Origin of the sequence: Agrobacterium sp. NPDC090273 (assembly GCF_044772305.1) — a bacterium.
Taxonomy (GTDB): Bacteria; Pseudomonadota; Alphaproteobacteria; order Rhizobiales; family Rhizobiaceae; genus Agrobacterium.
Genome location: NZ_JBIVYN010000001.1, coordinates 104,275 through 130,411, shown reverse-complemented (window position 1 = coordinate 130,411; position 26,137 = coordinate 104,275). Strand labels below are relative to the sequence as shown.

Genomic DNA, 26,137 nt, shown 5'->3' with positions numbered 1-26,137 from the left:
TATTGTCGCGCATCATTGTCATTCGAACTCCATGATCAGTTCGTCGACCGACAGGCTTTGCCCCACGGACGCAGCGATTTTCTTGACGACAGATTTCTTTTCCGCCCGCAGGACGTTTTCCATCTTCATCGCTTCTACGGTCGCAAGCGCCTGGCCCGCTTCAACCACGTCGCCTTCAACAGCGACTACCGATGTAAGTACGCCGGGCATTGGGCACAGCAACATTTTTGAGGTGTCGGCGGGCTCCTTGTGGGGCATAAGGCGCGCGAGGTCGGCGACACGACGACTACGGACGTGAGCTGAAACGTCGATGCCTCTCCAGCGCAGCCTGATCTTGGATCCGACGAGATCGACCTTTACACCCATCACCTGCCCAGCGACAACGAAGCTGGCATGTTTGCATCCCGGCACCCAATCGGATGCAACTGTCTGCTGTTCACCATCATTGAATGTTCCGAGCAATCCTGCGTTGGTCTGTTGTACAGTGAGAATTTCATTTCGTTGTCCAAGCTCAACTGACCATTGGCCTGGAACGACCCTGCGGTGGTTGTCGATAGTCCCGGAGATTTGAACAGCACGCTGTTGAAGGCTGTTCTGAACAAAAGCCGCAATCGACGCGAGACGCCGCGAGACGATCTCGTTTGCCTCTATGCCCGTGAACCCGGAAGGGAATTCCTCGGCGATAAATCCTGTTGTCAGTCGCCCTGCCTGAAAGCGCTCATGCCCCATGACAGCAGACAAGAACGGAAGGTTGTTGCCAATTCCCTCTACCTCGAAATTATCGAGTGCGTCGGCCATCGCCTCAATTGCAGTTGAGCGATCTTTCGCCCAGGTGCAGAGTTTGGCAATCATGGGGTCATAATACATCGAGATTTCACCACCCTCGAAAACCCCTGTATCGTTGCGAACAATGGTTCCGTCATCCCTTTCACCTTCGACAGGTGGCCGGTATCGTGTAAGCCGCCCGATTGAGGGAAGGAAGTTGCGGTATGGATCCTCAGCGTAAAGGCGGCTCTCGATTGCCCAGCCTGTGAGTTTGACATCGTTCTGCGTGAGCGACAGTTTTTCACCCGCCGCAACGCGGATCATCTGCTCAACGAGATCTATTCCCGTAATGAGTTCTGTCACCGGGTGCTCGACTTGGAGTCTCGTGTTCATTTCAAGGAAATAGAAATTGCGATTTCCGTCGACAATGAATTCCACGGTCCCGGCTGACGTGTATCCCACAGCCTTGGCAAGAGCGACAGCCTGTTCGCCCATGGCTTTCCGAGTCGCTTCATCAAGGAAGGGTGACGGAGCCTCCTCGATCACCTTCTGATTTCGCCTTTGGATCGAGCATTCTCGTTCCGCGAGATACAGGCAATTGCCATGCGCGTCGCCCAACACCTGAATCTCAATATGGCGGGGATCAGTGACGAACTTCTCAATAAATATCCGATCGTCGCCGAACGAGCTCTTCGCCTCGTTCTTGGATGACTGGAAGCCTTCACGCGCCTCGGCATCGCTCCAGGCAATTCGCATTCCCTTGCCACCACCGCCAGCCGAAGCCTTGATCATGACAGGGTAACCAATTGAGCTGGCGATTTGCACAGCATCATCGACCGTATCGATAATTCCCATGTGACCGGGAACTGTCGACACTCCAGCTTCGGCAGCGATTTTCTTGGACGTGATCTTGTCACCCATCGCATGAATAGCTGTCGGCGGGGGGCCGATAAACGCGACCCCCTCCTTCGCCAAGGCCTCGGCGAAAATAGGGTTCTCGGAAAGAAACCCGTAGCCCGGGTGGACAGCATCTGCGCCGGTAGTGCGGATAGCGTCCATGATCTTGTCGATAACGAGATACGATTGAGATGACGGCGACGCGCCGATGTGCACGGCTTCATCAGCCATTCTGACGTGAAGAGCTTCCGCATCCGCATCAGAGTACACCGCTACAGTTGCGATCCCCATCTTCTTCGCAGTCTTGATAACTCGGCAAGCGATCTCGCCACGGTTTGCAATCAGAATCTTCTTAAACATAGCGGGAGACCCCATCCTCTATTGTTATCTTCCGCTCGAGCAATGCCTTATGGGACTCTGCGGAAACTGCTTTAAATCCTGCCTTTTCGAATGCGCGGAGCGACGGACTATCCTTGTCGTCGATCACACACACCCTTTGGAACGCATTGGCGGATTTCAGCAGCAGATGATTGAGAACCTCGGTGACTACTTGTTCCTTTGTCTCCGAGACCTTTACGTAGAGTTGTTCGATCTGAAGAACATCGTGTTCCTCAAACAACGCGATGCATCCGATGTCCTGACCCGCGTTCTGAATAATGAAATACGCGTGCGGAAATGCGTCTCCCAACCCAGGACGCTCGATCGCGGGTCTCCCCCATCGGTCGGATATGAAGGAGCTAGAGTGAGAACGCTCCAAGGAAAGGATGAAGGCCTCATCCCCCTGGCTTGCAGGGCGGATTGACAATGATCCAGGGGCCACGTCGCCAGCGATGAGTTCAGAGAGGGATCGTGTCATGCTTACGCCAAGGCCCCTCTATGTGTTTTGTCCGGAGGGCAGCAAAAGCCCGACTTATCCGCTTTCGCGAGGAATGCGGCATGATCACTTCATCAATGAATCCACGCTCCGCAGCCACAAACGGGTTGGCGAAGCGCTGTTCATATTCCTTCGTGCGGGCAGCGATCTTGTCAGGGTCAGAGAGCTCCGATCGGTATAGAATCTCCGCGGCACCCTTCGCACCCATGACCGCGATCTCGGCTGTAGGCCAAGCGTAGTTGATGTCGGCACCTATGTGCTTCGATGCCATCACATCGTAAGCGCCGCCGTACGCTTTTCTGGTAATCAGCGTCACCATTGGAACCGTCGCCTCGGAGTACGCAAACAGAAGCTTTGCTCCGTGCTTAATTACTCCCCCGTACTCCTGACTGGTTCCAGGCAAGAAGCCCGGCACGTCTACGAGCGTAAGAATAGGGATGTTGAAAGCATCGCAGAACCGCACGAACTTCGCGGCTTTGCGCGAAGAGTCGATATCAAGGCAACCCGCAAGGACCATTGGTTGGTTCGCCACCACACCGACAGTCTGGCCCTCAAGACGGAGAAAGCCAGTTATTATGTTGCGAGCGAAAGCTTCTTGTATTTCAAAGAAGTCGCCCTCGTCAGCCAAGGCAAGGATAAGCTCCTTCATGTCGTATGGCTTGTTGGAACTATCAGGGATCAGGGTATCGAGCCTAGCTTCCAACCTGCCCGGATCATCGTGGAAAGGCCGCACGGGTGGCTTGACCCTGTTGTTCAATGGCAAAAAGTCAAAGAGTGCGCGCACAGCCTCGAGCGTCTCAACGTCATTTTCATAGGCCCCGTCTGCGACGGATGATTTCTGCGTGTGTGTCCGTGCGCCCCCCAGTTCCTCAGCAGTGACGATCTCGTTTGTCACGGTTTTGACGACATCAGGGCCAGTTACAAACATGTATGACGTGTCACGAACCATGAAGATGAAATCTGTCATCGCAGGGGAGTACACTGCACCGCCTGCGCATGGCCCCATGATGACGGAAATCTGGGGCACGACCCCCGATGCCTCCACGTTTCGCTTGAATACGTCGGCATAGCCGGCGAGCGATGCGACCCCTTCTTGTATTCGGGCACCACCAGAATCGTTGAGTCCTATGACGGGCGCGCCGTTCTTGACGGCCATGTCCATGATCTTGCAGATTTTCTGCGCGTGGGTTTCAGAGAGAGATCCGCCGAGTACGGTAAAATCTTGACTGAAAACATAAAGCTGTCGGCCATTGATCGTTCCCCATCCAGTCACAACGCCATCACCTGGATAATGCTGCGCGGCCATACCGAACTCTGTGGCCCGGTGGGTTACGTACATGTCGTATTCTTCAAATGATCCCTCATCGAGGAGAACCTCGATACGTTCACGCGCGGTAAGCTTTCCTTTCGAATGCTGAGCGTCGATGCGGGCCTGCCCCCCACCTAGCCTTGCTTTCGAGCGACGGTCCTCAAGTTGTTCCAGAATGTCGCGCATCAGACCGCCCCTTCCGAATATGCTGGGAAGGTTTCGTCGGTTAAGTGGATCGTAGTTTTGCGGTCTGAACTGACAATTCGCCAGTCCGTATTGAGGTGCAGCATTCGAGGGCCTCCATCAAGTAAATGACGAGGAAGGTACCTGTTCATAGCGACCTGAAAAGATCAGATGATGTGACATTGCGTAGATTTGCAAAGGCATGTTTTGCTATTTGCAAATCTGCAAACATCGCGCTCAGGAGCTAAAGATCGACAATCACCAATAATGAAATATCATTTTTCATTTTTGAGGATTGCTTAGTCGCAGCGAATGCAAATCCTCATCGGTGACATGCAGTCGAGCTGGAGGAGAGTTTCGACCGCACTGGGAGGTAAAAATGTCGCAGATCGGTTTGCATCACCCGCTGAACGAGCAGGTAATATTCGAGAAACAGGGATCATCAGGTCACATTCGCCTTAACCGACCAAATGCTCTCAACAGTCTTACGCTGCCTATGGTTCAGGCCATTGCGGCCGCGCTAGATAATTGTGCGGCGGATCCCGAGATCGCGAGCGTTGTGATCTTGGGCAACGGGGAACGAGGATTTTGCGCAGGAGGAGATATCCGTGCGCTCCATAACAGTGGGAGCAACCGAACAAGTTACGCGCAGGAGTTCTGGCAGACCGAGTTTCTCGTGAACCAGGTTATTGCGAACTATCCAAAGCCTTACCTTGCGATAATGGACGGTATCACGATGGGAGGCGGAGTCGGTCTCTCGGCACACGGCAACATTAGGATCGTTACGGAACGAACCCGGCTGGCAATGCCAGAGACCGGGATCGGCTACTTTCCAGACGTAGGTGCCACCTGGCTACTATCACGCGGCGACTCCGAGATTGGTACGTATCTCGGCCTAACGGGAGTTACCGTTGGAGCCGCTGACGCAATTCTGGCCGGGCTTGCGGATTACTATGTTCACTCTTCAGACCTCCCGGGACTAATTGACGCAATATCGCGCATGCCATCGTGGATAAGTGCGGAGAAAATCCGCGAAGAAGTGATAGAGTTCGCCATCAGCCCTCCGCAGGCTCGACTCGAGCCGTACGTAGATTTGATCAATCGGACATTCGCCTTCGACAAGATTGAGGCCATACGAGCCGCACTACGCACAGAAGATGAAGCGTTCGCGGCCTCTACTATGCAAACCCTCGATAGCCGTTCGCCTACGAGCTTGAAATTGACCCTTCGCCTTCTCCGGCTCGGCCGTACGAGTTCGAGTCTTGCCACGTGCCTTGACCGAGAGCTCGGAGCCTGTCTCCAGATTCTCGAAACGCCAGATTTTTATGAGGGTGTTCGCGCAGCCGTCATTGATAAGGATCGCCACCCACGCTGGGTGCCGAATGCACTCGATGCCGTAGACGACAACGAAATTACCGCATTTCTTCGATTACCGAAGATCGACGCGGAAAATATCAGGCATCCACTCGAATGATACGAGGCCAACTCGGTTCAACAGATTGGCGAGCACGCTTTCCGTTATCAGTCAACGGACAAGGACAAACTATGATCGTTCAGGGATCATACGAGTACGACGGCGTCTTCGGAAATCGGTATAGAAACGAAATCTATTGCACGCGTACCGATGCCTCGCGCAAGTTCAACGGTGCTCGGAGTTCAATCAAACGCTACACGAAAATCGTATCCCATGGAAAGGTCTGAGAAGGCGCGACTTTTCACAATTCTGCGGGATCAACGTAGGTCATTCCCTGCCTGTCAGTTTTCTGGATCCAGTTTTTCAACGCTCGAATTTCTTGCCATACGTCGCCCTCGGCGGGCTTAACAAAACCCTCATTAGCGGGATTGGAGCCAAGGCGTTCGAACATCGCGCTCAACCATAAATCTTTGCGGACATCTATACCAAGGTGAGGAAGCCAGTTCTCGAGTTCTCCGTTTCGCACGGTGAATAATCCATAGGCCGCCATTTGGTCGAAGAAAGACTTTGCGGTCTCAAGTTCTTCTCCCTTAAGGAGACCGATCCCGCCTTTAGTCTTGTATTGCTCATTTGCCGCGTCAAGCGACGCTCTCACTCGGCGGCGTGTATCAAGCAAACCGGGCCGCAAGCCTACTGGCACGCCCGCCGCGGCGAAATAACGTTGAGCAACCTTTCCATCTTCCTTAATCCAATCGAGATCGAGTATTATTGCAGCGGGAATCCCGATGTTGCGCAATACTCTGGCAATATGGACAGCCTCTTGCTTGTTATGAGCATTTAGAAAAGAAGCGTGCCGGACCCCCTCGTCACCGAATAAGTTCAAGCGGCTGTTGATTTCTTCGTAGAACGCACGGTCGCTATCCGCTTCTACGACCACCGCGCTCTCGAAAAAAAGTGCGCCCATAACCCCAATCGACTTGAGAAGCGGGTCGTACATCATCCTCTTTACTTGATCTGATGGCAGTAGTCTTGCTGTCGCTTTTTTCGCCTTATATGTCAGCCTGACTATATCGACAGGCAATCCTGCTGAAATGCAGCCCATGAGAAAGTGAGGACTATGGGTGGAAACAAACATTTGTTTCTTGTCGGCCAGATTGCGCGTTATTTCGCGCCCCAGCAGGTACGCGAGTGCTGGATGCAAAAATGCTTCAGGTTCATCAATAGTCAAAATATCATGCGATCCGGCGATCACTTCTGTCATTATGCCGACGAAGGCCTTAGTACCATCTGAGGTCGCGACTACGGGTGAACACTTGGAGAAGAATTCGATCGAGGCTCGCCCGAACGATTGACTAATCTCACTTGAGGGGTAGTCGTCCGAGAATACATATGACAAAAAACCCATGTTTGTGGGGTCTACAACCAAATGCTGATTGAATGCCTCAAAAACGATGTCGGAAACTTTTTTCCGTAATTCGTCCTCCAAGAATATCGCGGCGATTGTGGATTGCGGCTTTTGTGTTAGCGGCTGCGCTCCGCCACCATTGACCATTCCCAATCGGTTTTCACCGCCGAGGCTCAGTACTAGGTGTTGTAGCACCATGGCGTAGGCATAATCGGAAGGTCGGCCATTAATCATGGAGAACCTTTCGCGAAGGAACTGAAGGTTCACTTCTTGACGATTGCCGCGATACCCAAATTGGACATGTCCAGGATTCGAAGCAGGTATGTCTCGAAAAGTGAACCGATCAAGTAAGGCGCCGAGATCCTCTAATTCTGGTATTGAATGATCAATTCTTGAAAAGATAACCCCCGCGTCCCGCCCCGTCGTGATGCTGTGGTGGATCTCTCTCAACGAAGCACTTTTCCCCCCATTATTTGGGCCGACGAAAACTGTAACGCGCTTAGGAGAAATACGGAGTGCAGGTTCTCCTTCTGTCGAACCTGCATTAAAAGTAAGCGTGTCAATATGCATTTTTTCCTCGAGAAAAGAACAGTGCAGACGGGTCAAACGCGAGTTGCGGAATGATGGAACTGAATACCTTACAGTACCAGTAGTGGCAAAATCCGAGATAAACCACTCCTATACCGCGAATGCCGGACTGTAAGTCACAAACAAGACTCCATTCTCATCTGAAACTTTCTTGAGAAATCCGATCAGAGAGTTGAAACGCAGTTATAAAGATTATTCTCCTCAAAGGGAGGATATGCTTCAATCTTGCCCTAACCTTCGAAGCAACCGATTGCTGCTGGACTCGTTATGCCGCTTTCCATGAGCGTCTGGATAAACGGAGCGATCAATTCGGATCATGACACCGCATGTTCAAGTCGCAGGAAGATTGACTAATGCAATTGCTACCCGAAGCTGAATATTTATTTAAGTACATTCTCTCAATCCCACCAAGTCTCGTCAGGACTCAATCAGTTCATTCGATGCCTTGGCGAACGCTTCACTTAGGTAATCAGACAATGCGCGGACGCGGGTCAGCTTGTGAGAATCGCTTTGCTGCAATAGCCAGATATCGGTTTCAAACGGCTGCGCACCTCGCAGGACGCGCTCCAATCCGGCTCGCTTGGCAAGAAAGCTTGGCAACACAGCCATCCCGATGCCAGCCTGTGCAGCAGCTAGCTGACTGCCCATTGTATGTGACCGTACCGAATAATTGAGGCCGGAGCCGCCGCCCTGTTCCTCAAGCCATCGTGCCATCGGTAGGTAGCCAAGGGATGCCTCCCACCCAATCAGCCTATGGTCACCGGTGAGTGACGCGCGATCCCAATCTGGGTACCGATCAATATATTGTTGAGCGCAATAAAGACCCAACGTCAGTCGGCCGATTTTTCGGATGGTGTAGTCGCCATGGTCCGGACGGGAAAGCCGTATGAGTACGTCCCCCTCGCCTTTTGAGAGTCGAGCTGAACGAACATCTGCGATAATTTCGAGTTGAATATCAGGATGGCGAAGAGCGAACTCTGCTAGCTCGGGAATGATGAAATACTGCCCCAACAGCTCCGGCACTTCCAGGCGAATGGTTCCTGATAGAGAATCCGCAGGAGATGTCGCACCCCGCTCTATCCATAGCATATGCGCCTCAGCCTCTTCGGCGTGAGCCACAAGGGCTTGCCCGGTTTCAGTGAGGAGAAAACCGCCAATTCCGCGCGCGAATAGGCTCGTTTTCAAAGAGCTTTCCAACGCAGTGATTCTCCGAGAAACAGTGGCCTGACTGACTTTCAGCCTAGTAGCAGCCCCAGTTAGGCTTTTCGCCCTCGCGACCGCAAGGAAGTACTTTAGATCATTCCAATCCATTGGTGTGCCTGTCATGTCCGGTGTCCTGTAATCCGCTGCCACGGATAGTGAGGCCTTTACGGCAAGTTGTAGGGAAGAATTCCCCGCTCACTGTGGTCAACCGAGAGCTTCCTTTTAACGGGTGGGATCGCCCGACTGGGACAAGCTACTCGCTCACAGATGCGACAAGAAATCCCGATGGGGTCGAACCCCGTACCGCTCCCCACATAGATGTCATCTGCATATACGAATTCGTCGGAGTAGGAGATCTCGCACCCCAGCGCGAGTGCATAAGGTGTCTGTGTCGCCTTGAAACCAGCGAGCCCCTTGTTCACCTGAACGGCAAGACAGAGATACCGAACTCCATCCGGGGTTTCTGCCAACTGCCTGATGATCTTGCCCGGCGCTTCGAATGCCTGATGGGCGTTCCAAAGCGGACAGGCTGCTCCGAATCTTGCGAATTGCAGTTTTGCGGAACTATGCCTTTTTGTTATGTTGCCGGCACGGTCGATCCTAGCGAAGAAAAGAGGCACGCCCTTTTCACCGGGACGCTGCAGCGTTGAGAGACGATGACAAACCTGCTCCAGAGAAGTCCCGAACCGGACTGCCAAGAGTTCTATATCGTGACGGAGTTCGCGTGCAGCGAGTAGGAACTTCCGGTATGGCAACACTAGCGCACCCGCAAAATAGTTCTGCAAGCCCACCCGACAGATTTCCTGAGCCTCCTCGCTTCGAAAACTCGCAGCGAAGGCGATCTCCTCGATCTTGGCACCCGCATGAAGGTTCGCGATCTGGAAAGCGACCTGAAAAGCTTTTGTCGCGATGGGCAGATATGGATTTAGTGTGAGCGTTCGTGCCTGAGCATCAAAACGTCGAATGAAATCTTCACCTCGTTCACCAACGATCGTTCGAACGTCGAATTCGCTCTCGAGAAATGTCGTAAGCGCGAGATACGAGTCACGGTTACCGACAGACAGCCTCTCGGCCAGGGCTTCAGCGATTAGATCAAGATCATGGATGTAGTTGTCCACGAAGTGAAAGAAGTCACGGACTTCCTCATACGGTGTCGTTTCCGGGTACGCACCGGGACGCTCCAGTCTGTCATCGAAACTAGCCAGTTGCTCACTTTTCCGTCTGTAAGCTTGATGACTGGTGATCAAAGCATGAGCAAAGGTTGGTGCGTTCTGCGTGATCAGTTTCAATTCCTGAACAGTCGGGGAATAGGCATCGAAGAGCGGATCCGTGAATGCTTCTGACAGCGCGGAAAGCAGTCGCTCATTCTCTCCCGCAGAAATTTCCGCAATGTCGATCCGGAAACGATCGGCCAAAGCAATGAGCACACTCGCAGAGACAGGTCGCTGGTTGTTCTCGATCTGATTGAGGTAGCTCGTCGAAATTCCGAGCCGCTCAGCAAAGAACGCCTGCGTCGCGTTGTTCTGCTCGCGAATCTGTCGGACCTTGCGTCCAATGTACAATTTGGCAGGCGCCATTTTCGCACTTTCGCTGAATTCGATTTGCAATTTAGCATCACGACTGGCGCAGGCTGTCAATGGAATGATTTCAAATCTGACATTTGCCACAGCTCAAATACGAAACGCAGAACAGACAGTGCAAACAAAGGGAAGCTACACTATGAGGGCGCTAGAACGCCCACTACTGACAATGATGGTAGTCAACTATTCACACTCAAATATTGGAAAGCGTTTCGTGCGGCCTAGCGGACAGGCACCTCTTCACCGACGATCATCTGTAAGTTTTTCGGATCGAGCAGCATCGCGCAGATAGTCCCAGACTGCGCGGACCCGCCTGTCACCCTTCAACTCCATCGGCATGATCATCCAGTAAGTGCGAATGAAGCTCATCTCGCGTTCAAGTACAGACGTTAGATCGTTATGCCTGTTCCCAACATAGCACGGAAGGATCGCTAGGCCGGCACCGGAACGCACAGCTTCAACTTGGGAGATCAAGCTTGTGCTTCTAATCGCCGGGCGCTTGTCGAGTGTTCCAATGAGATTAGGCAATGATTTTGCTACTGCGATCTCGTCTATGTAGGAGACAAATCGGTGCTCTCTCAAACTCTCCAAGTTCTTTAGCGGAGACGATGCCTCTAGATAGCCCAATGAACCGTAGAGCCTCAAACTATAGTCGGCGAGTTTCGTTATTACATATGGTCCCGGCTTGGGCCGATCGATCGTGATAACGATGTCGGCCTCATTTTTCGGTATGTGGATTGGCCTAGGTACCGTGAGCAGATCAACCAGAGTGTTTGGGTTCTTTGCTTGGAACTGAGCAAGGTGACGAGGCAACACCATAGTGCCGTATCCCTCAGCACATCCGATCCGTACAGTTCCAACTGTGTCATCAGTCACAGCGTCCGCAGCACGGGAGGCCGCCACGAATTCGCGCTCCATGACCTCTGCCGCAGCAACTAGCTGCCTTGCTTTCTCCGTCAGGATGTAGCCTTCGAAAGAATGGTCGAAGAGATGGCAATTCAGAGACGCTTCCAGTCCTTTAATGCGCCGTGCCACGGTCGTATGACGGACACCAAGCTTCCTTGCCGCGCCAGCAAGTGTTTTGGCTCGAGCAAGCGCGAGAAGGTACCGAAGATCGTCCCATTCCATCAATCACCCTCCCTTAGCGATCAGGCTGTGCATCTACGCACAAGCGATACACGAATTAGATCGAGGAACAAGTTGATCTCGGGTGATAGCGTCGTTGCCTGAGTGAAAACCTGGAGGAGGCAAGTGAAAACGATGCAGATCGCATTTATTGGTTTAGGCACGATGGGCGGACACATGGCCCGTAATCTTCTTAGAAAAGGCTTCGATGTCGTTGGTTTCGATTTGAGCGCTGATGCCGTTGCTGGTTTTGAAGCGGATGGTGGACGCACTGCCGCCGATCCCCGCACAGCCATTTCGAAGGCTGAAGTGGTCTTCACGATGCTGCCAAACGACCTTGTGCTAGAGAGCCTGTTTCTTGCTGATCCAAGCTTTCTGGAAGGTGTCGCTGCCGGCACCCTATTTGTCGACTGCTCCAGTGTCTCAGTCGATGTGACAAAAAAGCTGGCGTTATCCGTTGAGCAATTCGGCGCGGCCACGCTAGACGCGCCAGTCTCTGGTGGACCGATCGGCGCTCGCAACGGCACGCTTACTTTTATGGTGGGCGGTGACGTTAGCCAACTCGAGCGTGTCACCCCTTTGCTTGAGGCGATGGGCACTTCCATAGTGCACATGGGGGACCACGGTGCTGGTCAGGTAGCGAAACAATGCAACAACATGCTGGCGGCCATCATTATGACCGGGACCGCCGAGGCGATTGGCATGGGTGTTCGCAATGGCCTCGACCCCAGCGCCCTTACCAAAGTCATGCAAAGCAGTACTGGGGGGAGCAACCTACTAACTCGATGGAATCCTTGGCCGGGTGTTGATCCGGACGCACCTGCAAGCAATGACTACAAGAGCGGCTTCCAATTGGGTCTGATGCTCAAGGATTTGGATCTCGCCCTGGATTGTGCTCAGTCATCGCGCTACACCACGCCGATGGGTGCACTCGCGAGGAGCCTGTACTCGATGTGCTCCAACCTGGAGTCTGGCTCAGCGTTAAGAGATTTCTCGTACATCAGTAGACTGTATCGCTCTTGACTGTCGTTTGGTTTGAAGGGCGACCGATCGCCCTTCCCTTTTCTGAACTGAAATAACTTCAGGCGACTACGAAACCAAGCGCGGAGCGAATACCTATTCCCACCAGGGCCGAAACCAACGCTGGCAGGGCACACCGTGCGATCCGCGGGCCAGCGGAAAGTAGAATTGCTATTCCGGGTAGATCGAATGGATGCAGAAGGAAGCCGATAGTCGAGTCACTCGTGAGGATCGATGAAACCGTGCCACTACGGTCGAGGTCGGTGTAAAGCCCGACCAGAGCGGTGCTACCAGCCAAATATTTCGTGATTATTGGCAGAATGAGATCGGTCGACAGGCCCAGGAACGAGAACAATGGTGCAAGAACCGTCTTCAGGATATTTATTACACCAGCCGATTGCGCAGAATAGACTACGAAAAGCGAGAGAAGCAGCATTGGTATCACCCGTAGCACTACAAGCATTGCCTCAGAGCCTCCTATCTCAATGGTTTTCAAGATCGAAGGCTTTGTAGTGGCGCGTTTCTCGATCGCGTTCGGCTCCAGCGGGTCAGCCGAAAGTTTTCTTCCGAAGACGTAAAAACAGCAGGATGATGCGACGAGCCCTCCGATTACGGAGAGTAGAACTGTCAAGCCCGCGTTAACTCCAATTGCCGCCATCGGAAATGTTGCGTTCGCTGGAGCCATTGCGAGTACAGCAGCAAGCGCAGCAGCCAGCCTCCGGTTTGATGTTCCCCGATCTTCCATGAGGGTCAACGTCGGTAGAGGCGCTGCAAAACTCACAAGACTGATCTGGATCATGACCAGCACCGAAAGCCCGTTGAGCCCGAACGGTGACAACGCTGGTTCCATTATCCTCACCGCTCGGTCGATGACACCCGCTCCATGCAGGAAACGCATAAGAACCATCATAACCAACATGATGGGAAGGAGCGTGTATAGAGCGATATCGACCGCGCTGCGTCCCGCCTGGAGCACAGCTTCAATTATTGTTTGCATTGTCTTGGCTTCTAAATGATTGTTTGCGCGCGCATGGTCCAGATTGTGCGTATCACCTGCCACGAACGGTCGATTGGCTTGTATCGGCTCAGCATCGACACCTCTGTAATACTGTGACCTCGCTATCGAATAAACGTTCAACAACGTCCATCCATCGTGCATTAAACGCACAACACAATCGACGTTTTGGTCTCGCGCCATATGCCCGAGCGCTTAAACCTTCCCGAAACAGTGGTCTTCCCCGGAGCAACACACGATGAGTACGAGAGCCACTCGCCTTACGATCCTGTGCCGCGGTGCGACACAAGCCAACCACGATGTGGTCTTCTCTTCTCAAGGCCGGCTGCTTTCGAGAGAGCGCGCCGCATTGGAAGCTATTGCCGCACGTTCGCCTCGTTTCAACACCGTCTGGCACGCACCGGACGTTGCAGCAGAAGAGACCGCGACAGCATTTTCAGAAAATGCTCGATCTTGCCCTGCCCTACGAGATGTCGATTACGGTTGTTGGAATGAACTAAATCTCAGCGATGTCGCTACGCGATGGCCGGAGGCACTTCAACGATGGATTGAAGATCCAGAGTCTGCTCCTCACGGAGGCGAAACTCTCTCAGTTGGACAGAAGCGTGCGAGAGAGTGGGTATCGGGAGAACTTGCTAACGGCGGACACACACTCGCCGTTACACACAGTATGATCTTCCGACTGATTTTCCTCGACGTTGTCGATGCTCCGCTAAGTTCCCTCTGGAAAATATCGGCGGCCCCTTTGGCAACTATGACCCTCACTAGCGATGGACGGCGATGGGCTCTAGCGAGTTTCAACGGGACGAGAAATGAGCCGTATGCGCCATCAGCTTGTCGATGACGAGGCAATAAGAAGTATCTTCCTGAATTCAGCGACCCATGAATCACCTTGGAAGAGCTCTTCGGTGATCTTCGTAGCGACAAACAGCCAACCGTCGTTATTATCGCAACCATCATTAGCAACAAATAGGCGCAGCACCCAGTCCTCGGGATACTCGCTGCTTGTCAGCAAACTCCGGTCGCAGGGCACCTTGTTTGTTCCGGCTAATGACGTACCCTGCCACGTGAAATCATTCGTGGATCACATTTGAACGAATCCATTCGAGTGTGGCCTTGCCACTGAGAATTGACCGGCGTTGGAGTGAACCCCTTGGGGCTGGACCACGGACACGAAAAAACTGATACGCTCTATGGGCCTCAATCGGAGGAGGCTCATAAACTCCCGAGGTCCAGCCCGAAAGGTTCACTCCACACGACGTTTCCAGGTACAGAATGTTTCTGTTCCGCGTTGATAACGTTTTTGTTCCGACGAGACCACATTCGCTGGAGACCGATATCGTCCCTACGCTGCAACAATTATTCCGCGCACTCGATTTTGATATGTAGGCTCAACATCACTTCTTTCGCGAGAGCAATAATCCTATCTCGCTGTGGCTCAAGCATGGCTAGAACTCTCTCATATTGGGCATCAAGGATTTCGAAAACGTTGTCCTCCAAACGCCAGTTAATAGCGCTGTCTTTCACTCTGGGATTCATTTCTGCAAAAATCGGCGTATTTCCCAGACCGTATGAATAGACCAGTCTCCGAGCAATCGTCGTTGCTCGCTCGACATCACTCCCTGACCCAGTCGAGCGGTCTCCAAACACTACGAATTCGGCCCCCATGCCCGCGTAGGATACGGCAATGCCGTTGCAGAGAGTGGCATCGGTTGGAATATGCTTTTCTTCATACTCGTATTCAGTAACGCCCCCCAATCGACCGGGTGAGGCAGGATCAAAGGTCGGCTTGATTGTAATCACTGCGCTCGTAGCGTAACCCAGAGATAGGGCAACGAGCGCGTGGCCTGCCTCATGAACGGACAAGCGAAACATATCATTTGGTGAAAACGATCCTCGCTCCGGAATTTTGGCAAGTAGATCGCCTATCTCGAGGTCGCGGTCTTGGTTACGGGATATTGCGCTGGCATCTCGAACGAGCCTTTCCAGATCGGAGCCAGACCAACCTTCTAGGTGCTCTGCTATTTCTAGCAAGGATTCAAATTCGATCTTACCGGAAGTATGCCATTTCAGTATCGCGGCGCGAGTCTCACTGTCTGGCAACGAGATCGCGAACTTGTTCTCTATGCGTCCGCTTCGCAAAACTGCAGGGTCAATTAGCAGCGGGAAATTAGTCGCTCCAATCAACAATACATTATCTTGCAACTTGTCGAGGCGGATTAGAAATTCATTCACAACCAACTGCCAGTACTGGCCGTGGGCATCATCGGTGAAATTGCCCCGGCTACCAATACTGTCCAGTTCGTCGATGAAGAGTACAGCTCCGCGACTGTCCTGCGCTGCCTGGAAGCACCCCCTCATCGCCGCTAGCATGTCTCCGAGATGACCTTTCGACTGCCAGGCGCCAACGGATGATTCGACGAATTTCATCCCAAGAGACTCTGCTAGCGCTTTTGCGGCAAAGGTCTTTCCCACACCTGTCGGACCGTGGATCAGAACGCCTGTGCGTATTTTTTTCCACGACAGTTTGCCTTCCCGGCAAAGATTGACATCCTTGGCGAGCTGCCTTGCCCAATCCTTCAGTGCCTCATAACCGGGAAGCTCAAAAAGGCTCGGCGCGTGAAAAGAAGAGCTTTGTATATCGCTGAGCATAGAGATGTGCTCTTCGTCGATAGTCTGACGCCCGATCGCCGCAAGAAGGATGCTCTGCGTGCTGGTTGTCAACAAAGCAGTAACACGATCAGGCAAGGGACTTCTACCGGTAAGTCGTCGAATTGCCTGGATTTCAGATGGAGTAGGAAGTTCTATTGCCAAGATTGCGGCCGCAGCGAAGCGCACCTCCAGCGGAACTTCCTCAATGTTCATAGCCACCAAAATCGCGAGTCCTTCGAGGTCGAAGGCGGAAACACTTTTCTCCAACCTTCCGTTCGAATGCTTAGGGATCGCAGTCCTAATCTTGGAATTGCCCTCGACCCAATCGAACTCTGGAACGCCCTCAAGAAGGTATCTCGCTGCGGTGCAATACTCGTTCTGCCTATAGCCTGCCGGCGTTATGAAAATTACGAGACCTTGACCGATGAGCCCAAACGCGTTCGCTTTCCTGAGTGCACGGCGCAGACCAGAATATGCGAGAAAAACCGACGGGGCTTGTCGGAGCTTATCGAGACGCTGACTGGGACCATTCCGACGCATCTTAGTTCCTTTCGGATACAAGGGGCATTTACGGTTGATACGATCGGTTTACCATCGCTAGTGAAGCAGGCAGCCCATGTCAGCGGCCCTTCCCTTGTGGGGAAGGATCCAGGCGATACCAACGGCTTAGCGTTCTTGCGACTCCCCATTCGGTATCGATGAAAAACACTTGGCTCGTCGTAATATTTTTTCCTGAGCCAAGCCTCGGATGACCTTCTACGACCCCCTCAAGGGATCCCACTGGAAGTCTTTGAATCCTATGATTGTAGATGATTGGAGCTTCAGATAGGTCAAATGGTAGCAAAACGCCTGCCTCTACAAACCGGAGGTCCTCAGCCAAGCGAGAAATGGTATCGGCCGGAGCATATTGAAGTTTCATTTCTACCTCCTAGGCAAATGCATGTTCAACATGACTGAACTGACATCGAGAACTCGCTCAGAATGATGTGCGAGCCCTCTTTTTTATTCCATTAGTCACGTAACGCCATCTACAGGTCGAATAGTGACCTCCACAAATATCTGTGAAACCAAGGACTTATTGGATTCGTCAACCTCAGCCCGAATGCTTGGCTTACGTAGTGAGACTTCTAAAGACTCGCTGGCCTTCGAAAGAGTGCAGATGGGATTGACCATGTTTACCGAGTAGACATTTAATGCCACCACCCAATTAGAGCAAAAAGATCATGCAGTGATCAAAATGATCATAAACAAATAGAATGTCAATCGATATTCTTACAAAAAATTACATTCACCCAAAGATTCGATACACCCACATTTTTCGTAGAAAAAACCTAACTATCTGATTTGATGTCAACAATTACAGTTTCATAGTCGCGAAAATTTGCTTTTTTATGCAGATTGGTGTAAGAAACGGGCGAGGCAGAACCTCCAAGCCTGCCTTGCAGTATCTGAAGTCCACCACCATTGCGTGATTGTATGGAGTACACGATGCGAAAAATTGAGGACCAAGTATTTTTGACAGTGAGACAACTGATGCAAAAAACCAGTCTGTCTCGTCCTACAATCAGCCGATTGCGCCGCTTGGATGAGAATTTTCCAAGAGCAAGAAAATTAGGGCCACGTCGAATTGGCTTCCTAGTAACTGAAATAGATAATTGGATTGCAACGCGGCCTTGAAATCACAAAAATGAAAAGCGGGCGCCTCGCCCGCTTTTTTTTACAATATACTGAGCCTAGTTACAGGGCAACACTGCAAAGTGTTGCCCATTTTGTTGCCCAAACGGAGAAACCGGGGCAGGATACGCTTGGAAAGTGGCGACCCCTGCAGGACTCGAACCTGCGACCTACTGCTTAGAAGGCAGTTGCTCTATCCAGTTGAGCTAAGGGGCCGAAACGCCGATTGAGTTCGGCGTCAAATAATCTTTAGTGCGTCCAGGGCTGCGTGCGAGTGAAGCGGAAATTGTCCGTGTAGGACACGACCTTACGCGTCGCTTCCTTCGGCTGGATAACGCGATATTCAATACCTTTACGCTGAGCGTAAGCTTCCGCCTGCTCCTGCGTTTCGAACGTCAGCTTGACCTGCTGGTTCATGTCGGACGTGGAGGTGTAACCCATGATCGGATCGATCTTACGCGGAACCTCGGCGTCGAATTCCAGAACCCAGATATTTGTCTTCGCCTTGCCGGACTGCATGGCTGTTTTTGCAGGGCGATAGATCTTCGCAGACATTTCGAAACGACTCCGGTGAGACGACGGGCTTTTACCCTTGAACGACTATTGGCGTACAGGAACGACGTAACCAAATCGTGTCATGTACGATAAATCTGGAATGGACCGACTCCATGTGAGAGTCAAGCCGCCAGCGGCCATTCGATTCTGTTGAATGGCCCGCATTTGCACGATGGTTTCTGCTGACAATGAAACAATGTGGAAAAAGTCGATTTTTGTTGTTGCGGTATCGAGATGAACCGTGTATCTCCCCACCCATCGCTTCGGCGGAGTGTAGCGCAGTCTGGTAGCGCATCTGGTTTGGGACCAGAGGGTCGGGAGTTCGAATCTCTCCACTCCGACCATCAACATCTTGTTGATGTGATTGGCTTTTCCCAAAAAATCAAAAGTTAGGCTTGATGGCTCTCGACAAGAGAGATGCGGGAAATGCGCGCGCCGTTTTCACGACTGCAGCAGTCGGCAGCAAGGCCGGTATCGTCACCTACCCTTCCGCGATCAGCAGGATCGACGCAGAGCAAAATCTCCCCCTGAATTGCCGTAACGTCATGCGCCACGGCAATTCGAACAATGCTGACAGGCAATGTGTTTCGGGCAGGTTCACTGCCCGACAAATGTAAAGTAGCCGTAAGTCGCGGCGAAGAAGAGAACGATAGCAGCAATCGTCAGCGCCTTTTTGGCATTCGGCCCAAGCGGCTTGCGCGGCTGTTTCGGTGGCTTCGGCTTGCGGAACTGCACCACGTTGTCGTTCATTGTTTCATGTCCTGCGTATCATTTTTCAGAGGTCACCAGTCAAACCGGCTAAGGAAGTAAGCTCGTATGTCTGGCATGTTTCATTTTATCTATAAGCATCGACGACTGTAAGAAATATTACCAAGTTTTCACTTCCCCCTTTCGTCAAGCTGTGCCACTCCCCACAATCAGAGGAATAGAAACAGCAATATCCGAGACAGAAAGACGGCTGGAAACAATCCACCGTGGTATTTCGGGTTTTTCAGGTGATGAAAATGAGCGAAGCAGACGGTAACGGCTCGAACCCGAACAACAACCAGCCCGATTTGCGAGAAATTCTCGGCTCTGCACGGTCGGGCAAGAAAAAATCGCGCCGCTCGATCTACATCGTCGCCGGTCTTTTGCTGGTGGGTGCCGCAGGCGCCTATTATTATCGTTCCGCGACCGCTGGAGTTGCCTATAGCTACACGACAGAGGCTGCCAGACGCGGTGATCTTGCGGTAATCGTCACCTCCACCGGCTCCGTTCAGCCGACGGATCAAGTGGATATATCGAGCGAACTGTCCGGCACCGTGCGCAAGGTCAATGTGACCTATAACTCGCCGGTCAAGGCCGGCGACATCCTGGCCGAACTCGATACGAACAAACTTGAAGCCGACGTGCAGAGCGCCCGTGCCAAGCTTGCCTCCGCCAAGGCAAATGTGCTGAAGGCGCGCGCCGATCTCGGCTCCGCCAAGACATCGCTCGAACGGTTGAAATCTCTGGTGCAGAACCGGGTGTCCAGCCAGCAGGATCTCGATGCAGCCCAGTTCAGCCACGATGCAGCAGCCGCCACGCTTGAGGTCAACGAAGCGACCGTGCTTTCCGCCGAGGCGGATCTGAGACTGGCTGAAGTCAATCTCGGCAAGGCCAAGATCGTTTCGCCGATCGATGGCGTGATCCTGACCCGTGATGTCGATCCGGGTGCTACCGTCGCCTCCTCACTCAACGCGCCCGTTCTGTTCACCATTGCCGGCGATCTGCGGCACATGGAATTGCAGGTATCCGTCGATGAGGCTGATGTCGGCAAGGTCGAGGCAAGACAGAAGGCCACATTCAATGTGGATGCCTATCCCGACCGCAGCTTCCCGGCAGAAATCGAAACCGTGCGGTTTGCCTCGGAAACGGTCTCCAATGTCGTGACCTACAAGGGCATTCTGACGGTCGACAATGAGGAACTTCTGCTTCGCCCGGGTATGACGGCGACCGCAAACATCGTCGTTGAGGACGTGAAGGATGTGTTGCTGGTGCCGAACTCTGCGCTTCGCTATACCCCGCCGCGCGAATCCGCCTCCCGTGGCGGCGGCCTGATGAGCCTTTTCCGCCCGCCCCGCATGGGCCGTCCGCAAAACCGCGGCGCCAGCGAGGCCGCGGCTGGAAAACGTACGGTCTGGGTGCTGCGCAACAACAACCCGGAATCAGTATCGATTGAAACCGGCTCGACCGATGGCCAGCACACTGTGGTAAAATCCGGCGAACTCAAAGCCGATGACCTGGTGATTACGGACGCATCTGCACGCAACAGCGGCTGACAGAGGAAAACGTCATGCAACAACCGCCGCTCATCGAATTCCGTGATGTCGTCAAGCAATACGGCCGTGGCGAAGCGACGATCCGTGCACTGGATGGCGTAAGCCTGTCGATCCACCAGCATGAATTCGTCGCGATCATGGGGCCGTCCGGTTCAGGTAAATCGACATCCATGAACATCATCGGCTGTCTCGATACACCGACGGCGGGTGAATATCTGTTTCAGGGTGTGCCAACCAGCGGCTTTGACAACGAACATCTGACACTGCTGCGCCGCCATATGCTTGGTTTCGTCTTTCAGGGTTTCAACCTTCTGGCCCGCACTTCGGCGGTGGAAAATGTCGAACTGCCCCTCGTCTATCGCGGCATGAAGGCAGCCGAACGGCGGGAACGCGCCATGGAAGCGCTGGCACAGGTCGGGCTGAAAGGCCGTGAGGATCACACCACTCAGGAGCTTTCCGGTGGCCAGCAGCAGCGCGTGGCAATTGCCCGCGCCATCGTTACCCGCCCTGCTCTTCTTCTGGCCGACGAGCCGACCGGCAATCTCGACACCAAGACCAGCAATGAGATCATGGAACTGATCACCTCGCTCAACCGCGACAAGGGTATCACGGTGGTGATGGTGACGCATGAAGAAGACATTGCTGCCCACGCCAAGCGGCTATTGCGCTTCGTTGATGGCCATCTTGCCTCCGACAGCGCCGTGACGGAAAAGGAGACTACAGATGTTTCTTGAAACGTCCAGACTTGCGTTGCGCGCCATCAACCGCAACCTGCTGCGCTCTTTCCTGACCGTTCTTGGCGTCGTCATTGGCGTTGCCGCCGTTATCGCCATGGTGACGATCGGCAATGGCACGACGGCACAGGTAAAATCCGAACTGTCGCGCCTCGGCACCAACATGCTGTTCGTGCGCCCCGGTCAGTTCGGCCCCGGCCGCGCCAGCACCGAAGCCAAGCGCTTCGATGATCGCGATGTGGAGGCCATCAGAAACCAGATCAGTGGCGTGCGCGCCGTCGCGCCGCAAAACCGCAGCTCTGCGGCAACGGTCATTTTCGGCGGCAAGAACCATCAGACAAGCGTGATCGGCACGACCAACGATTACCTGATTGCTCAGGACTGGACGATTGCACGCGGGCGTGATTTCCAGCCGGCGGAAGATCGTGGCGGCCAGATCGGCTGCATCATCGGCGAAACCGTGCGACAGGAATTGTTCGGTGCGGAAAATCCCGTTGGCCAGACCATCCGGGTCAGCAACATTTCCTGCCCGGTCATAGGCCTTCTGGCGCGAAAAGGCCAATCCGGCCTGGGCGACGATCAGGATGACACAATCATCATGCCGCTCAAGATCCATCAGCGGCGCATCGGCGGCACGACAACCATTTCCTCGATCATGGTCTCGGCGCAGGACGGCGTTTCGACATCCAAGGTCCAGGCGGACCTGGAGCGCCTGCTGCGCGAACGCCGCCGCATCGGCATTGGCCGCGAAGACGACTTCGCCGTCAACGACATGACGCAGATCGCCTCTGCCATGACCGGAACGACAACGCTGCTGACAGGTCTTCTCGGCGCCGTCGCTGCCGTCAGTCTTCTGGTCGGTGGCATCGGCATCATGAACATCATGCTGGTGTCGGTCACGGAAAGAACCCGCGAAATCGGCATCCGGCTGGCGATTGGTGCACTGGAAAAGCAGGTCCTCACGCAGTTTCTGGTGGAAGCCGTGATGCTGTCGGCCTTCGGTGGCATTGTCGGCATCTTGACCGGCCTTGGCCTTGCTTATGCCGTCGTCACCTTCCTCAACGTCCCCTTCGTCACCAGCCCGTCGATCATTGTCCTGGCTTTCGCCTTTTCGGCGGCGATCGGCGTGATTTTCGGCTATTTCCCGGCACGACGCGCCGCAAGCCTGAGCCCGATCGAAGCCTTGCGGCACGAATGAACCTGGCATTTGATGCGGTGTCTGTTTTGGAGAGGGACGCGTATTTCCGCATCCCGACCTTGCCATAGCCTCTCGCGATCGAGGACTTGATAGAACTCCGATCAGGCCACGAACGACAATGTGCGGTTTAAGCAGCACTGCAGCCTGAATCAAAATGCGCCGTCAGAGCGGCGCTTTTTTTAAACACAATGGCTGAAACGATCAGATGCTTGCAGCAGCCTCGCGCTGTTTTGCCAGAGCTGCCAGATCGGCAGGCTTCAATTCGACCGATTCACCGCAGCCGCAGGCCGAGGTCTGATTGGGGTTGTTGAAGGTGAAGCCGGAGCGCATTTTCGTGATTTCGAAATCCATCTGCGTTCCCAACAGATAAAGCACGGCTGACGGCTGTATCCAGACTCTGGCACCATCGAATTCGATCAGATCGTCCTTCGCATCCGGCTCGGTCACGAGGTCGATGGTATATTCCATACCGGCGCAACCGCCCTTTTTGATGCCGACGCGCACGCCTTTGGCGTCTGGACCGGAATTTTCGGTGATTGCTTTGACACGCGAGGCGGCAGCCTGCGTCATGGTCATAACTGCAAAGCCCATGGGCTCATTCTCCTTCAACAATCGAGTTCAAGGCTCGATGCTCGATGGATTCGAATTTAATCGTAGCTGAAGGCATCATCAAGGGACGATGCCTGTCAAAATTGGCAAGCGGCTCAATACCAGCCGACAGCGACCTGCGCTTCTTCCGACATGCGGTCGGGCGTCCACGGCGGATCAAAGGTCATTTCAACCGAAACGCCCGACACGCCTTCAACGGCGCCGACCGCATTTTCCACCCAGCCGGGCATTTCGCCAGCGACCGGGCAACCGGGCGCCGTCAGCGTCATAACGATCTTCACCATCCGGTCGTCTTCAATGTCGATCTTGTAAACAAGGCCGAGTTCGAAGATATCAGCCGGAATTTCCGGATCGTACACGGTTTTGAGCGCCGCAATCACGTCGTCGCTGAGGCGCGCCAACTCGTCTGGCGGAATGGTCGAGACCTTTTCCGCAACTTCGGGCGCATCCAGTTTTTTTTCAGTGGCTTCGGCAGTCATGATCCTGATCCTCGATCCTGATCTCAGGCAAAAAATTTGCGAGCATATTCGAGAGCATCCGCCAAAGCGTCCACCTCTGCGCGCGTGTTGTAAAGTCCGAACGACGCCCGGCATGTGGAGGTCACACCGAAGCGTTTCAAGAGCGGCATGGCGCAATGTGTGCCAGCACGTACCGCAACACCACGACGGTCGATCACCATCGACACGTCATGGGCGTGGATTCCTTCGAGTTCGAAGGAGAAGATACCGCCCTTGCCCGGCGCATTGCCGATGATCCGCAGCGAATTGATCGACTGCAGCCGTTCAGTGGCATAAGCGGCCAGATCGGCCTCATGCGCGGCAATCGCAGCGCGACCGATACCATCCATGTAATCCAGCGCGTAACCAAGGCCGATCGCCTGGACGATCGGTGGCGTACCCGCTTCGAAACGGTGCGGCGGATCGTTATAAGTGATCGTGTCCTCGGACACGTCGAGGATCATTTCCCCACCACCCTGGAACGGCCGCATCTCCTTCAGGCGGTCGGCCTTGCCGTAAAGCACGCCGATGCCCGATGGGCCGTAAAGCTTGTGGCCGGTCATCACATACCAGTCGCAATCGATATCGCGCACATCGACAGGCATATGCACCGCGCCCTGGCTGCCATCAACCAGAACCGGAATGCCACGCTCATGCGCAATGCGGCAGATTTCCTTCACCGGAACGACCGTGCCGAGCGCATTCGACATGTGGGTGATGGCAACAAGCTTGGTGCGCTCAGTCAGGCTCTTTTCAAAAGCCTCGATATGAAATGCACCATCGTCGTCCACCGGTACCCAGACCAGCTTGGCGCCCTGCCGTTCGCGAATGAAATGCCACGGCACGATGTTGGAGTGATGCTCCATGATCGAGATGACGATCTCGTCGCCCTCGCCGATCTTCGGCATGCCGTAACCGTAGGCAACCGTATTGATCGCCTCGGTCGAGGATTTGGTGAACACGATCTCGTCCACCGAACCGGCATTCAGGAAACGTCGCACCTTTTCGCGCGACGCCTCATAAGCATCGGTTGCCGCATTGGAAAGAAAATGCAGGCCGCGGTGGACGTTCGCGTACTCGTTTGCATAGGCATGCGAAACGGCATCGATGACCACCTGCGGCTTTTGTGCGGACGCGCCGTTGTCCAGATAGACCAGCGGCTTGCCATAGACCTCGCGCGAAAGGATCGGAAAATCCTTCCGCACGGCTTCAACGTCATAAGGGGCCGCTACGACGGCGCGTTCGCTATCAGGCATGATTTTCCAGCCAGCCGGAAATGATCTCTTCCAGCGCCTCTACCAGATTTTCTTCTTCCAGTTCCTCGACGATCTCGGCCACGAAAGCGTTGACGAGCATTGCCCGTGCCTTCGCCTTCGGCACGCCACGCGCCATCAGGTAATAGAGGTGGTTGTCGCTGATATCGGCAACCGTCGCACCGTGGCCGCACTGAACGTCGTCCGCGAAGATTTCGAGTTCCGGCTTGGCCGAGAACTCGCCATCGTCAGACATCAGCAGCGTGTTGCACGACATCTTGGCATCGGTCTTCTGGGCATCGGGCGCAACCCGGATCATGCCCTGGAAGATGCCCTTCGCACGGTCGAAAACGACGTTGCGGAAGATTTCCGTCGAGGTCGTGTTCGGCACATTGTGGCCGAGAACCATGGTCACATCGGTGTGCGTTTCACCGCCCAGCAGGTTGACACCCCGAACGGTGAGATCCGTGCCCTCGCCTTCAACGTCGATGCGCAGCTCCTGGCGTACCAGTTTGCCGCCGGCATTGATGATGAACAGGCGAAGCTTGGCTTCGGCACCCAGCTTGATGCGGAGCTGGCCAAGATGGATATCGGCTGCACCCTGCTGCTGCAGAATGATCCAGGTTGCTTCCGCACCATCGTCGACAACGATGTCGCTGACGGACGAAACGAAAGCCGCACCATCAGTCACCGACAGGTGACGTTCGATGATCGTTGCCTTGGAACCCTTGCCGAAACGGACCGGGAAACGGCTGTGCACCTGGCCAGCGCCGTGAACGGCCTGCAATTCGATCGGCTTTTCGATGTCGGCTTCCGCCGGAATATCGAGCGTCAGACCGTCGCGGACGAAGCTGCCGTTGATACGGCCGATTGCGTCATCCTTGCTGGCTTCGGCAAGACCGGCCGCAGCCGAACCGTCCAGCAGGTTGTTGGCAAAGCTCGAAACCGTCACGCCCTCGATCTTGCCGAGCGCCGATGCGCCATGCAGCACATAGGCAACGGAAGACCCGGCAACGGCAGGAGACTGCTTTTCGATCACGGGTGCAGGCGCATCCTCGGGGATAGCGCGCAGCAGGCTTTTCAGATCGGTATAGTGCCATGCCTCGATACGACGGGTCGGAAGACCACCGGTCTTCAGATCGTCAAACAGCACGTCACGGGCGGCAACCACCGCACCATCGCCCGGCAATTCGCTGAACTTGGCGGTATAGGCATCGACCAGCGCGCTTTCAGCGGGTGTCAGCCGGTTGGTAGCTTGAATGTTCATGGACATCACCTCCTGGCCTC

The 26,137-nt window shown here is 54.0% G+C and carries 23 protein-coding genes and 2 tRNA genes; 8 read left to right on the top strand and 17 right to left on the bottom strand.

Annotation, left to right across the window (positions count from 1 at the left end):
• Positions 1-18 precede the first annotated feature (18 nt).
• Genes ACIQT8_RS00680 through ACIQT8_RS00670 form a run of 3 tightly spaced genes read right to left on the bottom strand, consistent with a single transcriptional unit; the run spans position 19 to position 4,031 of the window.
• Positions 19-2,022 (bottom strand): acetyl-CoA carboxylase biotin carboxylase subunit, encoded by a 2,004-nt coding sequence (locus tag ACIQT8_RS00680; protein ID WP_400962308.1) that lies wholly within the window; start codon positions 2,020-2,022, stop codon positions 19-21.
• Entirely contained in the window at positions 2,015-2,518 is a 504-nt protein-coding gene (locus ACIQT8_RS00675) for a hypothetical protein (protein WP_400962305.1), read from the bottom strand. The genes ACIQT8_RS00680 and ACIQT8_RS00675 overlap by 8 nt, the downstream gene beginning before the upstream one ends.
• The gene (locus ACIQT8_RS00670) at positions 2,499-4,031 is read right to left on the bottom strand and encodes an acyl-CoA carboxylase subunit beta (RefSeq protein WP_400962302.1); all 1,533 of its coding nucleotides are present in this window, start codon (positions 4,029-4,031) and stop codon (positions 2,499-2,501) included. Before ACIQT8_RS00670 ends, ACIQT8_RS00675 begins: the two co-directional genes overlap by 20 nt.
• Before the next feature lie 376 nt (positions 4,032-4,407).
• Between ACIQT8_RS00670 and ACIQT8_RS00665 the strand changes: the two genes are divergently transcribed.
• On the top strand, positions 4,408-5,502 hold the full coding sequence (locus tag ACIQT8_RS00665) for an enoyl-CoA hydratase/isomerase family protein (protein WP_400962299.1): 1,095 nt from the start codon (positions 4,408-4,410) through the stop codon (positions 5,500-5,502).
• Between the two features lie 241 nt (positions 5,503-5,743).
• Here ACIQT8_RS00665 and ACIQT8_RS00660 read toward each other — a convergent pair whose 3' ends face one another.
• The 4 genes from ACIQT8_RS00660 to ACIQT8_RS00645 all read right to left on the bottom strand — a co-directional run bounded on the left by ACIQT8_RS00660 (position 5,744) and on the right by ACIQT8_RS00645 (position 11,346).
• Positions 5,744-7,417 (bottom strand): ATP-dependent nuclease, encoded by a 1,674-nt coding sequence (locus tag ACIQT8_RS00660; RefSeq protein WP_400962296.1) that lies wholly within the window; start codon positions 7,415-7,417, stop codon positions 5,744-5,746.
• A 435-nt stretch (positions 7,418-7,852) separates the two neighbouring features.
• Complete coding sequence (locus ACIQT8_RS00655) at positions 7,853-8,746, bottom strand: LysR family transcriptional regulator (RefSeq protein WP_400964323.1); 894 nt, start codon at positions 8,744-8,746, stop codon at positions 7,853-7,855.
• Between the two features lie 56 nt (positions 8,747-8,802).
• Positions 8,803-10,215 (bottom strand): short-chain fatty acyl-CoA regulator family protein, encoded by a 1,413-nt coding sequence (locus ACIQT8_RS00650; RefSeq protein ID WP_400964321.1) that lies wholly within the window; start codon positions 10,213-10,215, stop codon positions 8,803-8,805.
• A 243-nt stretch (positions 10,216-10,458) separates the two neighbouring features.
• Positions 10,459-11,346 carry a LysR family transcriptional regulator gene (locus ACIQT8_RS00645; RefSeq protein ID WP_400962293.1) on the bottom strand — a complete coding sequence of 296 codons (888 nt, stop codon included), beginning with the start codon at positions 11,344-11,346 and terminating at the stop codon, positions 10,459-10,461.
• A gap of 132 nt (positions 11,347-11,478) precedes the next feature.
• Here ACIQT8_RS00645 and mmsB point away from each other — a divergent pair, with 132 nt between their 5' ends.
• Entirely contained in the window at positions 11,479-12,366 is an 888-nt protein-coding gene (mmsB, locus tag ACIQT8_RS00640; protein WP_400964319.1) for a 3-hydroxyisobutyrate dehydrogenase, read from the top strand.
• A gap of 58 nt (positions 12,367-12,424) precedes the next feature.
• Here mmsB and ACIQT8_RS00635 read toward each other — a convergent pair whose 3' ends face one another.
• Entirely contained in the window at positions 12,425-13,501 is a 1,077-nt protein-coding gene (locus ACIQT8_RS00635) for a nucleoside recognition domain-containing protein (protein WP_400962290.1), read from the bottom strand.
• 115 nt (positions 13,502-13,616) lie between these two features.
• Here ACIQT8_RS00635 and ACIQT8_RS00630 point away from each other — a divergent pair, with 115 nt between their 5' ends.
• The gene (locus ACIQT8_RS00630) at positions 13,617-14,222 is read left to right on the top strand and encodes a histidine phosphatase family protein (RefSeq protein WP_400962288.1); all 606 of its coding nucleotides are present in this window, start codon (positions 13,617-13,619) and stop codon (positions 14,220-14,222) included.
• Positions 14,223-14,737: 515 nt separating this feature from the next.
• Here the strand turns inward: ACIQT8_RS00630 and ACIQT8_RS00625 are convergent.
• Both ACIQT8_RS00625 and ACIQT8_RS00620 read right to left on the bottom strand, forming a co-directional pair.
• A complete protein-coding gene (locus ACIQT8_RS00625; RefSeq protein WP_400962285.1) occupies positions 14,738-16,297 on the bottom strand; it encodes an AAA family ATPase in 1,560 nt (519 codons plus the stop codon).
• A gap of 352 nt (positions 16,298-16,649) precedes the next feature.
• Positions 16,650-16,949 (bottom strand): DUF6634 family protein, encoded by a 300-nt coding sequence (locus ACIQT8_RS00620; RefSeq protein ID WP_400962282.1) that lies wholly within the window; start codon positions 16,947-16,949, stop codon positions 16,650-16,652.
• A gap of 557 nt (positions 16,950-17,506) precedes the next feature.
• Here ACIQT8_RS00620 and ACIQT8_RS00615 point away from each other — a divergent pair.
• Positions 17,507-17,707 (top strand): helix-turn-helix transcriptional regulator, encoded by a 201-nt coding sequence (locus ACIQT8_RS00615; RefSeq protein ID WP_400962279.1) that lies wholly within the window; start codon positions 17,507-17,509, stop codon positions 17,705-17,707.
• Between the two features lie 136 nt (positions 17,708-17,843).
• Here the strand turns inward: ACIQT8_RS00615 and ACIQT8_RS00610 are convergent.
• A tRNA-Arg gene (locus tag ACIQT8_RS00610) sits at positions 17,844-17,920 on the bottom strand.
• Positions 17,921-17,953: 33 nt separating this feature from the next.
• On the bottom strand, positions 17,954-18,259 hold the full coding sequence (locus ACIQT8_RS00605; protein WP_138793851.1) for an ETC complex I subunit: 306 nt from the start codon (positions 18,257-18,259) through the stop codon (positions 17,954-17,956).
• A 267-nt stretch (positions 18,260-18,526) separates the two neighbouring features.
• Here ACIQT8_RS00605 and ACIQT8_RS00600 point away from each other — a divergent pair.
• A tRNA-Pro gene (locus ACIQT8_RS00600) sits at positions 18,527-18,603 on the top strand.
• Between the two features lie 253 nt (positions 18,604-18,856).
• Here ACIQT8_RS00600 and ACIQT8_RS00595 read toward each other — a convergent pair.
• Entirely contained in the window at positions 18,857-19,009 is a 153-nt protein-coding gene (locus ACIQT8_RS00595) for a hypothetical protein (RefSeq protein ID WP_178340841.1), read from the bottom strand.
• Between the two features lie 254 nt (positions 19,010-19,263).
• On the opposite strand from ACIQT8_RS00595, the gene ACIQT8_RS00590 reads away from it, so the two are divergent.
• Genes ACIQT8_RS00590 through ACIQT8_RS00580 form a run of 3 tightly spaced genes read left to right on the top strand, consistent with a single transcriptional unit; the run spans position 19,264 to position 22,491 of the window.
• On the top strand, positions 19,264-20,559 hold the full coding sequence (locus ACIQT8_RS00590; protein ID WP_138793853.1) for an efflux RND transporter periplasmic adaptor subunit: 1,296 nt from the start codon (positions 19,264-19,266) through the stop codon (positions 20,557-20,559).
• Positions 20,560-20,573: 14 nt separating this feature from the next.
• Entirely contained in the window at positions 20,574-21,293 is a 720-nt protein-coding gene (locus ACIQT8_RS00585) for an ABC transporter ATP-binding protein (protein WP_262522761.1), read from the top strand.
• Positions 21,283-22,491, top strand: coding sequence for an ABC transporter permease (locus tag ACIQT8_RS00580; RefSeq protein ID WP_400962274.1), 1,209 nt, complete (start codon positions 21,283-21,285; stop codon positions 22,489-22,491). The genes ACIQT8_RS00585 and ACIQT8_RS00580 overlap by 11 nt, the downstream gene beginning before the upstream one ends.
• 201 nt (positions 22,492-22,692) lie before the next feature.
• Here ACIQT8_RS00580 and sufA read toward each other — a convergent pair whose 3' ends face one another.
• The 4 genes from sufA to sufD form a co-directional block, all read right to left on the bottom strand.
• Positions 22,693-23,082 (bottom strand): Fe-S cluster assembly scaffold SufA, encoded by a 390-nt coding sequence (gene sufA, locus ACIQT8_RS00575; RefSeq protein ID WP_400962271.1) that lies wholly within the window; start codon positions 23,080-23,082, stop codon positions 22,693-22,695.
• 113 nt (positions 23,083-23,195) lie between these two features.
• Positions 23,196-23,579, bottom strand: coding sequence for an SUF system Fe-S cluster assembly protein (locus ACIQT8_RS00570; RefSeq protein WP_138793857.1), 384 nt, complete (start codon positions 23,577-23,579; stop codon positions 23,196-23,198).
• A gap of 23 nt (positions 23,580-23,602) precedes the next feature.
• Positions 23,603-24,853 (bottom strand): cysteine desulfurase, encoded by a 1,251-nt coding sequence (locus tag ACIQT8_RS00565; protein WP_138793858.1) that lies wholly within the window; start codon positions 24,851-24,853, stop codon positions 23,603-23,605.
• The gene (gene sufD, locus ACIQT8_RS00560; protein WP_138793859.1) at positions 24,846-26,117 is read right to left on the bottom strand and encodes a Fe-S cluster assembly protein SufD; all 1,272 of its coding nucleotides are present in this window, start codon (positions 26,115-26,117) and stop codon (positions 24,846-24,848) included. Before sufD ends, ACIQT8_RS00565 begins: the two co-directional genes overlap by 8 nt.
• Positions 26,118-26,137: the final 20 nt, after the last annotated feature.

Bases quoted from the DNA above. Each gene is read 5' to 3' on its own strand.
- ACIQT8_RS00645 (WP_400962293.1), bottom strand. From the start codon at position 11,346: ATGGAATGGGACGATCTTCGGTACCTTCTCGCGCTTGCTCGAGCCAAA.
- ACIQT8_RS00670 (WP_400962302.1), bottom strand. From the start codon at position 4,031: ATGCGCGACATTCTGGAACAACTTGAGGACCGTCGCTCGAAAGCAAGG.
- ACIQT8_RS00570 (WP_138793857.1), bottom strand. From the start codon at position 23,579: ATGACTGCCGAAGCCACTGAAAAAAAACTGGATGCGCCCGAAGTTGCG.
- ACIQT8_RS00660 (WP_400962296.1), bottom strand. From the start codon at position 7,417: ATGCATATTGACACGCTTACTTTTAATGCAGGTTCGACAGAAGGAGAA.
- ACIQT8_RS00585 (WP_262522761.1), top strand. From the start codon at position 20,574: ATGCAACAACCGCCGCTCATCGAATTCCGTGATGTCGTCAAGCAATAC.
- ACIQT8_RS00675 (WP_400962305.1), bottom strand. From the start codon at position 2,518: ATGACACGATCCCTCTCTGAACTCATCGCTGGCGACGTGGCCCCTGGA.
- ACIQT8_RS00605 (WP_138793851.1), bottom strand. From the start codon at position 18,259: ATGTCTGCGAAGATCTATCGCCCTGCAAAAACAGCCATGCAGTCCGGC.
- ACIQT8_RS00620 (WP_400962282.1), bottom strand. From the start codon at position 16,949: ATGAAACTTCAATATGCTCCGGCCGATACCATTTCTCGCTTGGCTGAG.
- ACIQT8_RS00650 (WP_400964321.1), bottom strand. From the start codon at position 10,215: ATGGCGCCTGCCAAATTGTACATTGGACGCAAGGTCCGACAGATTCGC.
- ACIQT8_RS00665 (WP_400962299.1), top strand. From the start codon at position 4,408: ATGTCGCAGATCGGTTTGCATCACCCGCTGAACGAGCAGGTAATATTC.
- ACIQT8_RS00680 (WP_400962308.1), bottom strand. From the start codon at position 2,022: ATGTTTAAGAAGATTCTGATTGCAAACCGTGGCGAGATCGCTTGCCGA.
- ACIQT8_RS00655 (WP_400964323.1), bottom strand. From the start codon at position 8,746: ATGGATTGGAATGATCTAAAGTACTTCCTTGCGGTCGCGAGGGCGAAA.
- ACIQT8_RS00615 (WP_400962279.1), top strand. From the start codon at position 17,507: ATGGAGTACACGATGCGAAAAATTGAGGACCAAGTATTTTTGACAGTG.
- ACIQT8_RS00565 (WP_138793858.1), bottom strand. From the start codon at position 24,853: ATGCCTGATAGCGAACGCGCCGTCGTAGCGGCCCCTTATGACGTTGAA.
- ACIQT8_RS00595 (WP_178340841.1), bottom strand. From the start codon at position 19,009: ATGAACGACAACGTGGTGCAGTTCCGCAAGCCGAAGCCACCGAAACAG.
- sufA (WP_400962271.1), bottom strand. From the start codon at position 23,082: ATGGGCTTTGCAGTTATGACCATGACGCAGGCTGCCGCCTCGCGTGTC.
- mmsB (WP_400964319.1), top strand. From the start codon at position 11,479: ATGCAGATCGCATTTATTGGTTTAGGCACGATGGGCGGACACATGGCC.
- ACIQT8_RS00580 (WP_400962274.1), top strand. From the start codon at position 21,283: ATGTTTCTTGAAACGTCCAGACTTGCGTTGCGCGCCATCAACCGCAAC.
- ACIQT8_RS00590 (WP_138793853.1), top strand. From the start codon at position 19,264: ATGAGCGAAGCAGACGGTAACGGCTCGAACCCGAACAACAACCAGCCC.
- ACIQT8_RS00630 (WP_400962288.1), top strand. From the start codon at position 13,617: ATGAGTACGAGAGCCACTCGCCTTACGATCCTGTGCCGCGGTGCGACA.
- sufD (WP_138793859.1), bottom strand. From the start codon at position 26,117: ATGAACATTCAAGCTACCAACCGGCTGACACCCGCTGAAAGCGCGCTG.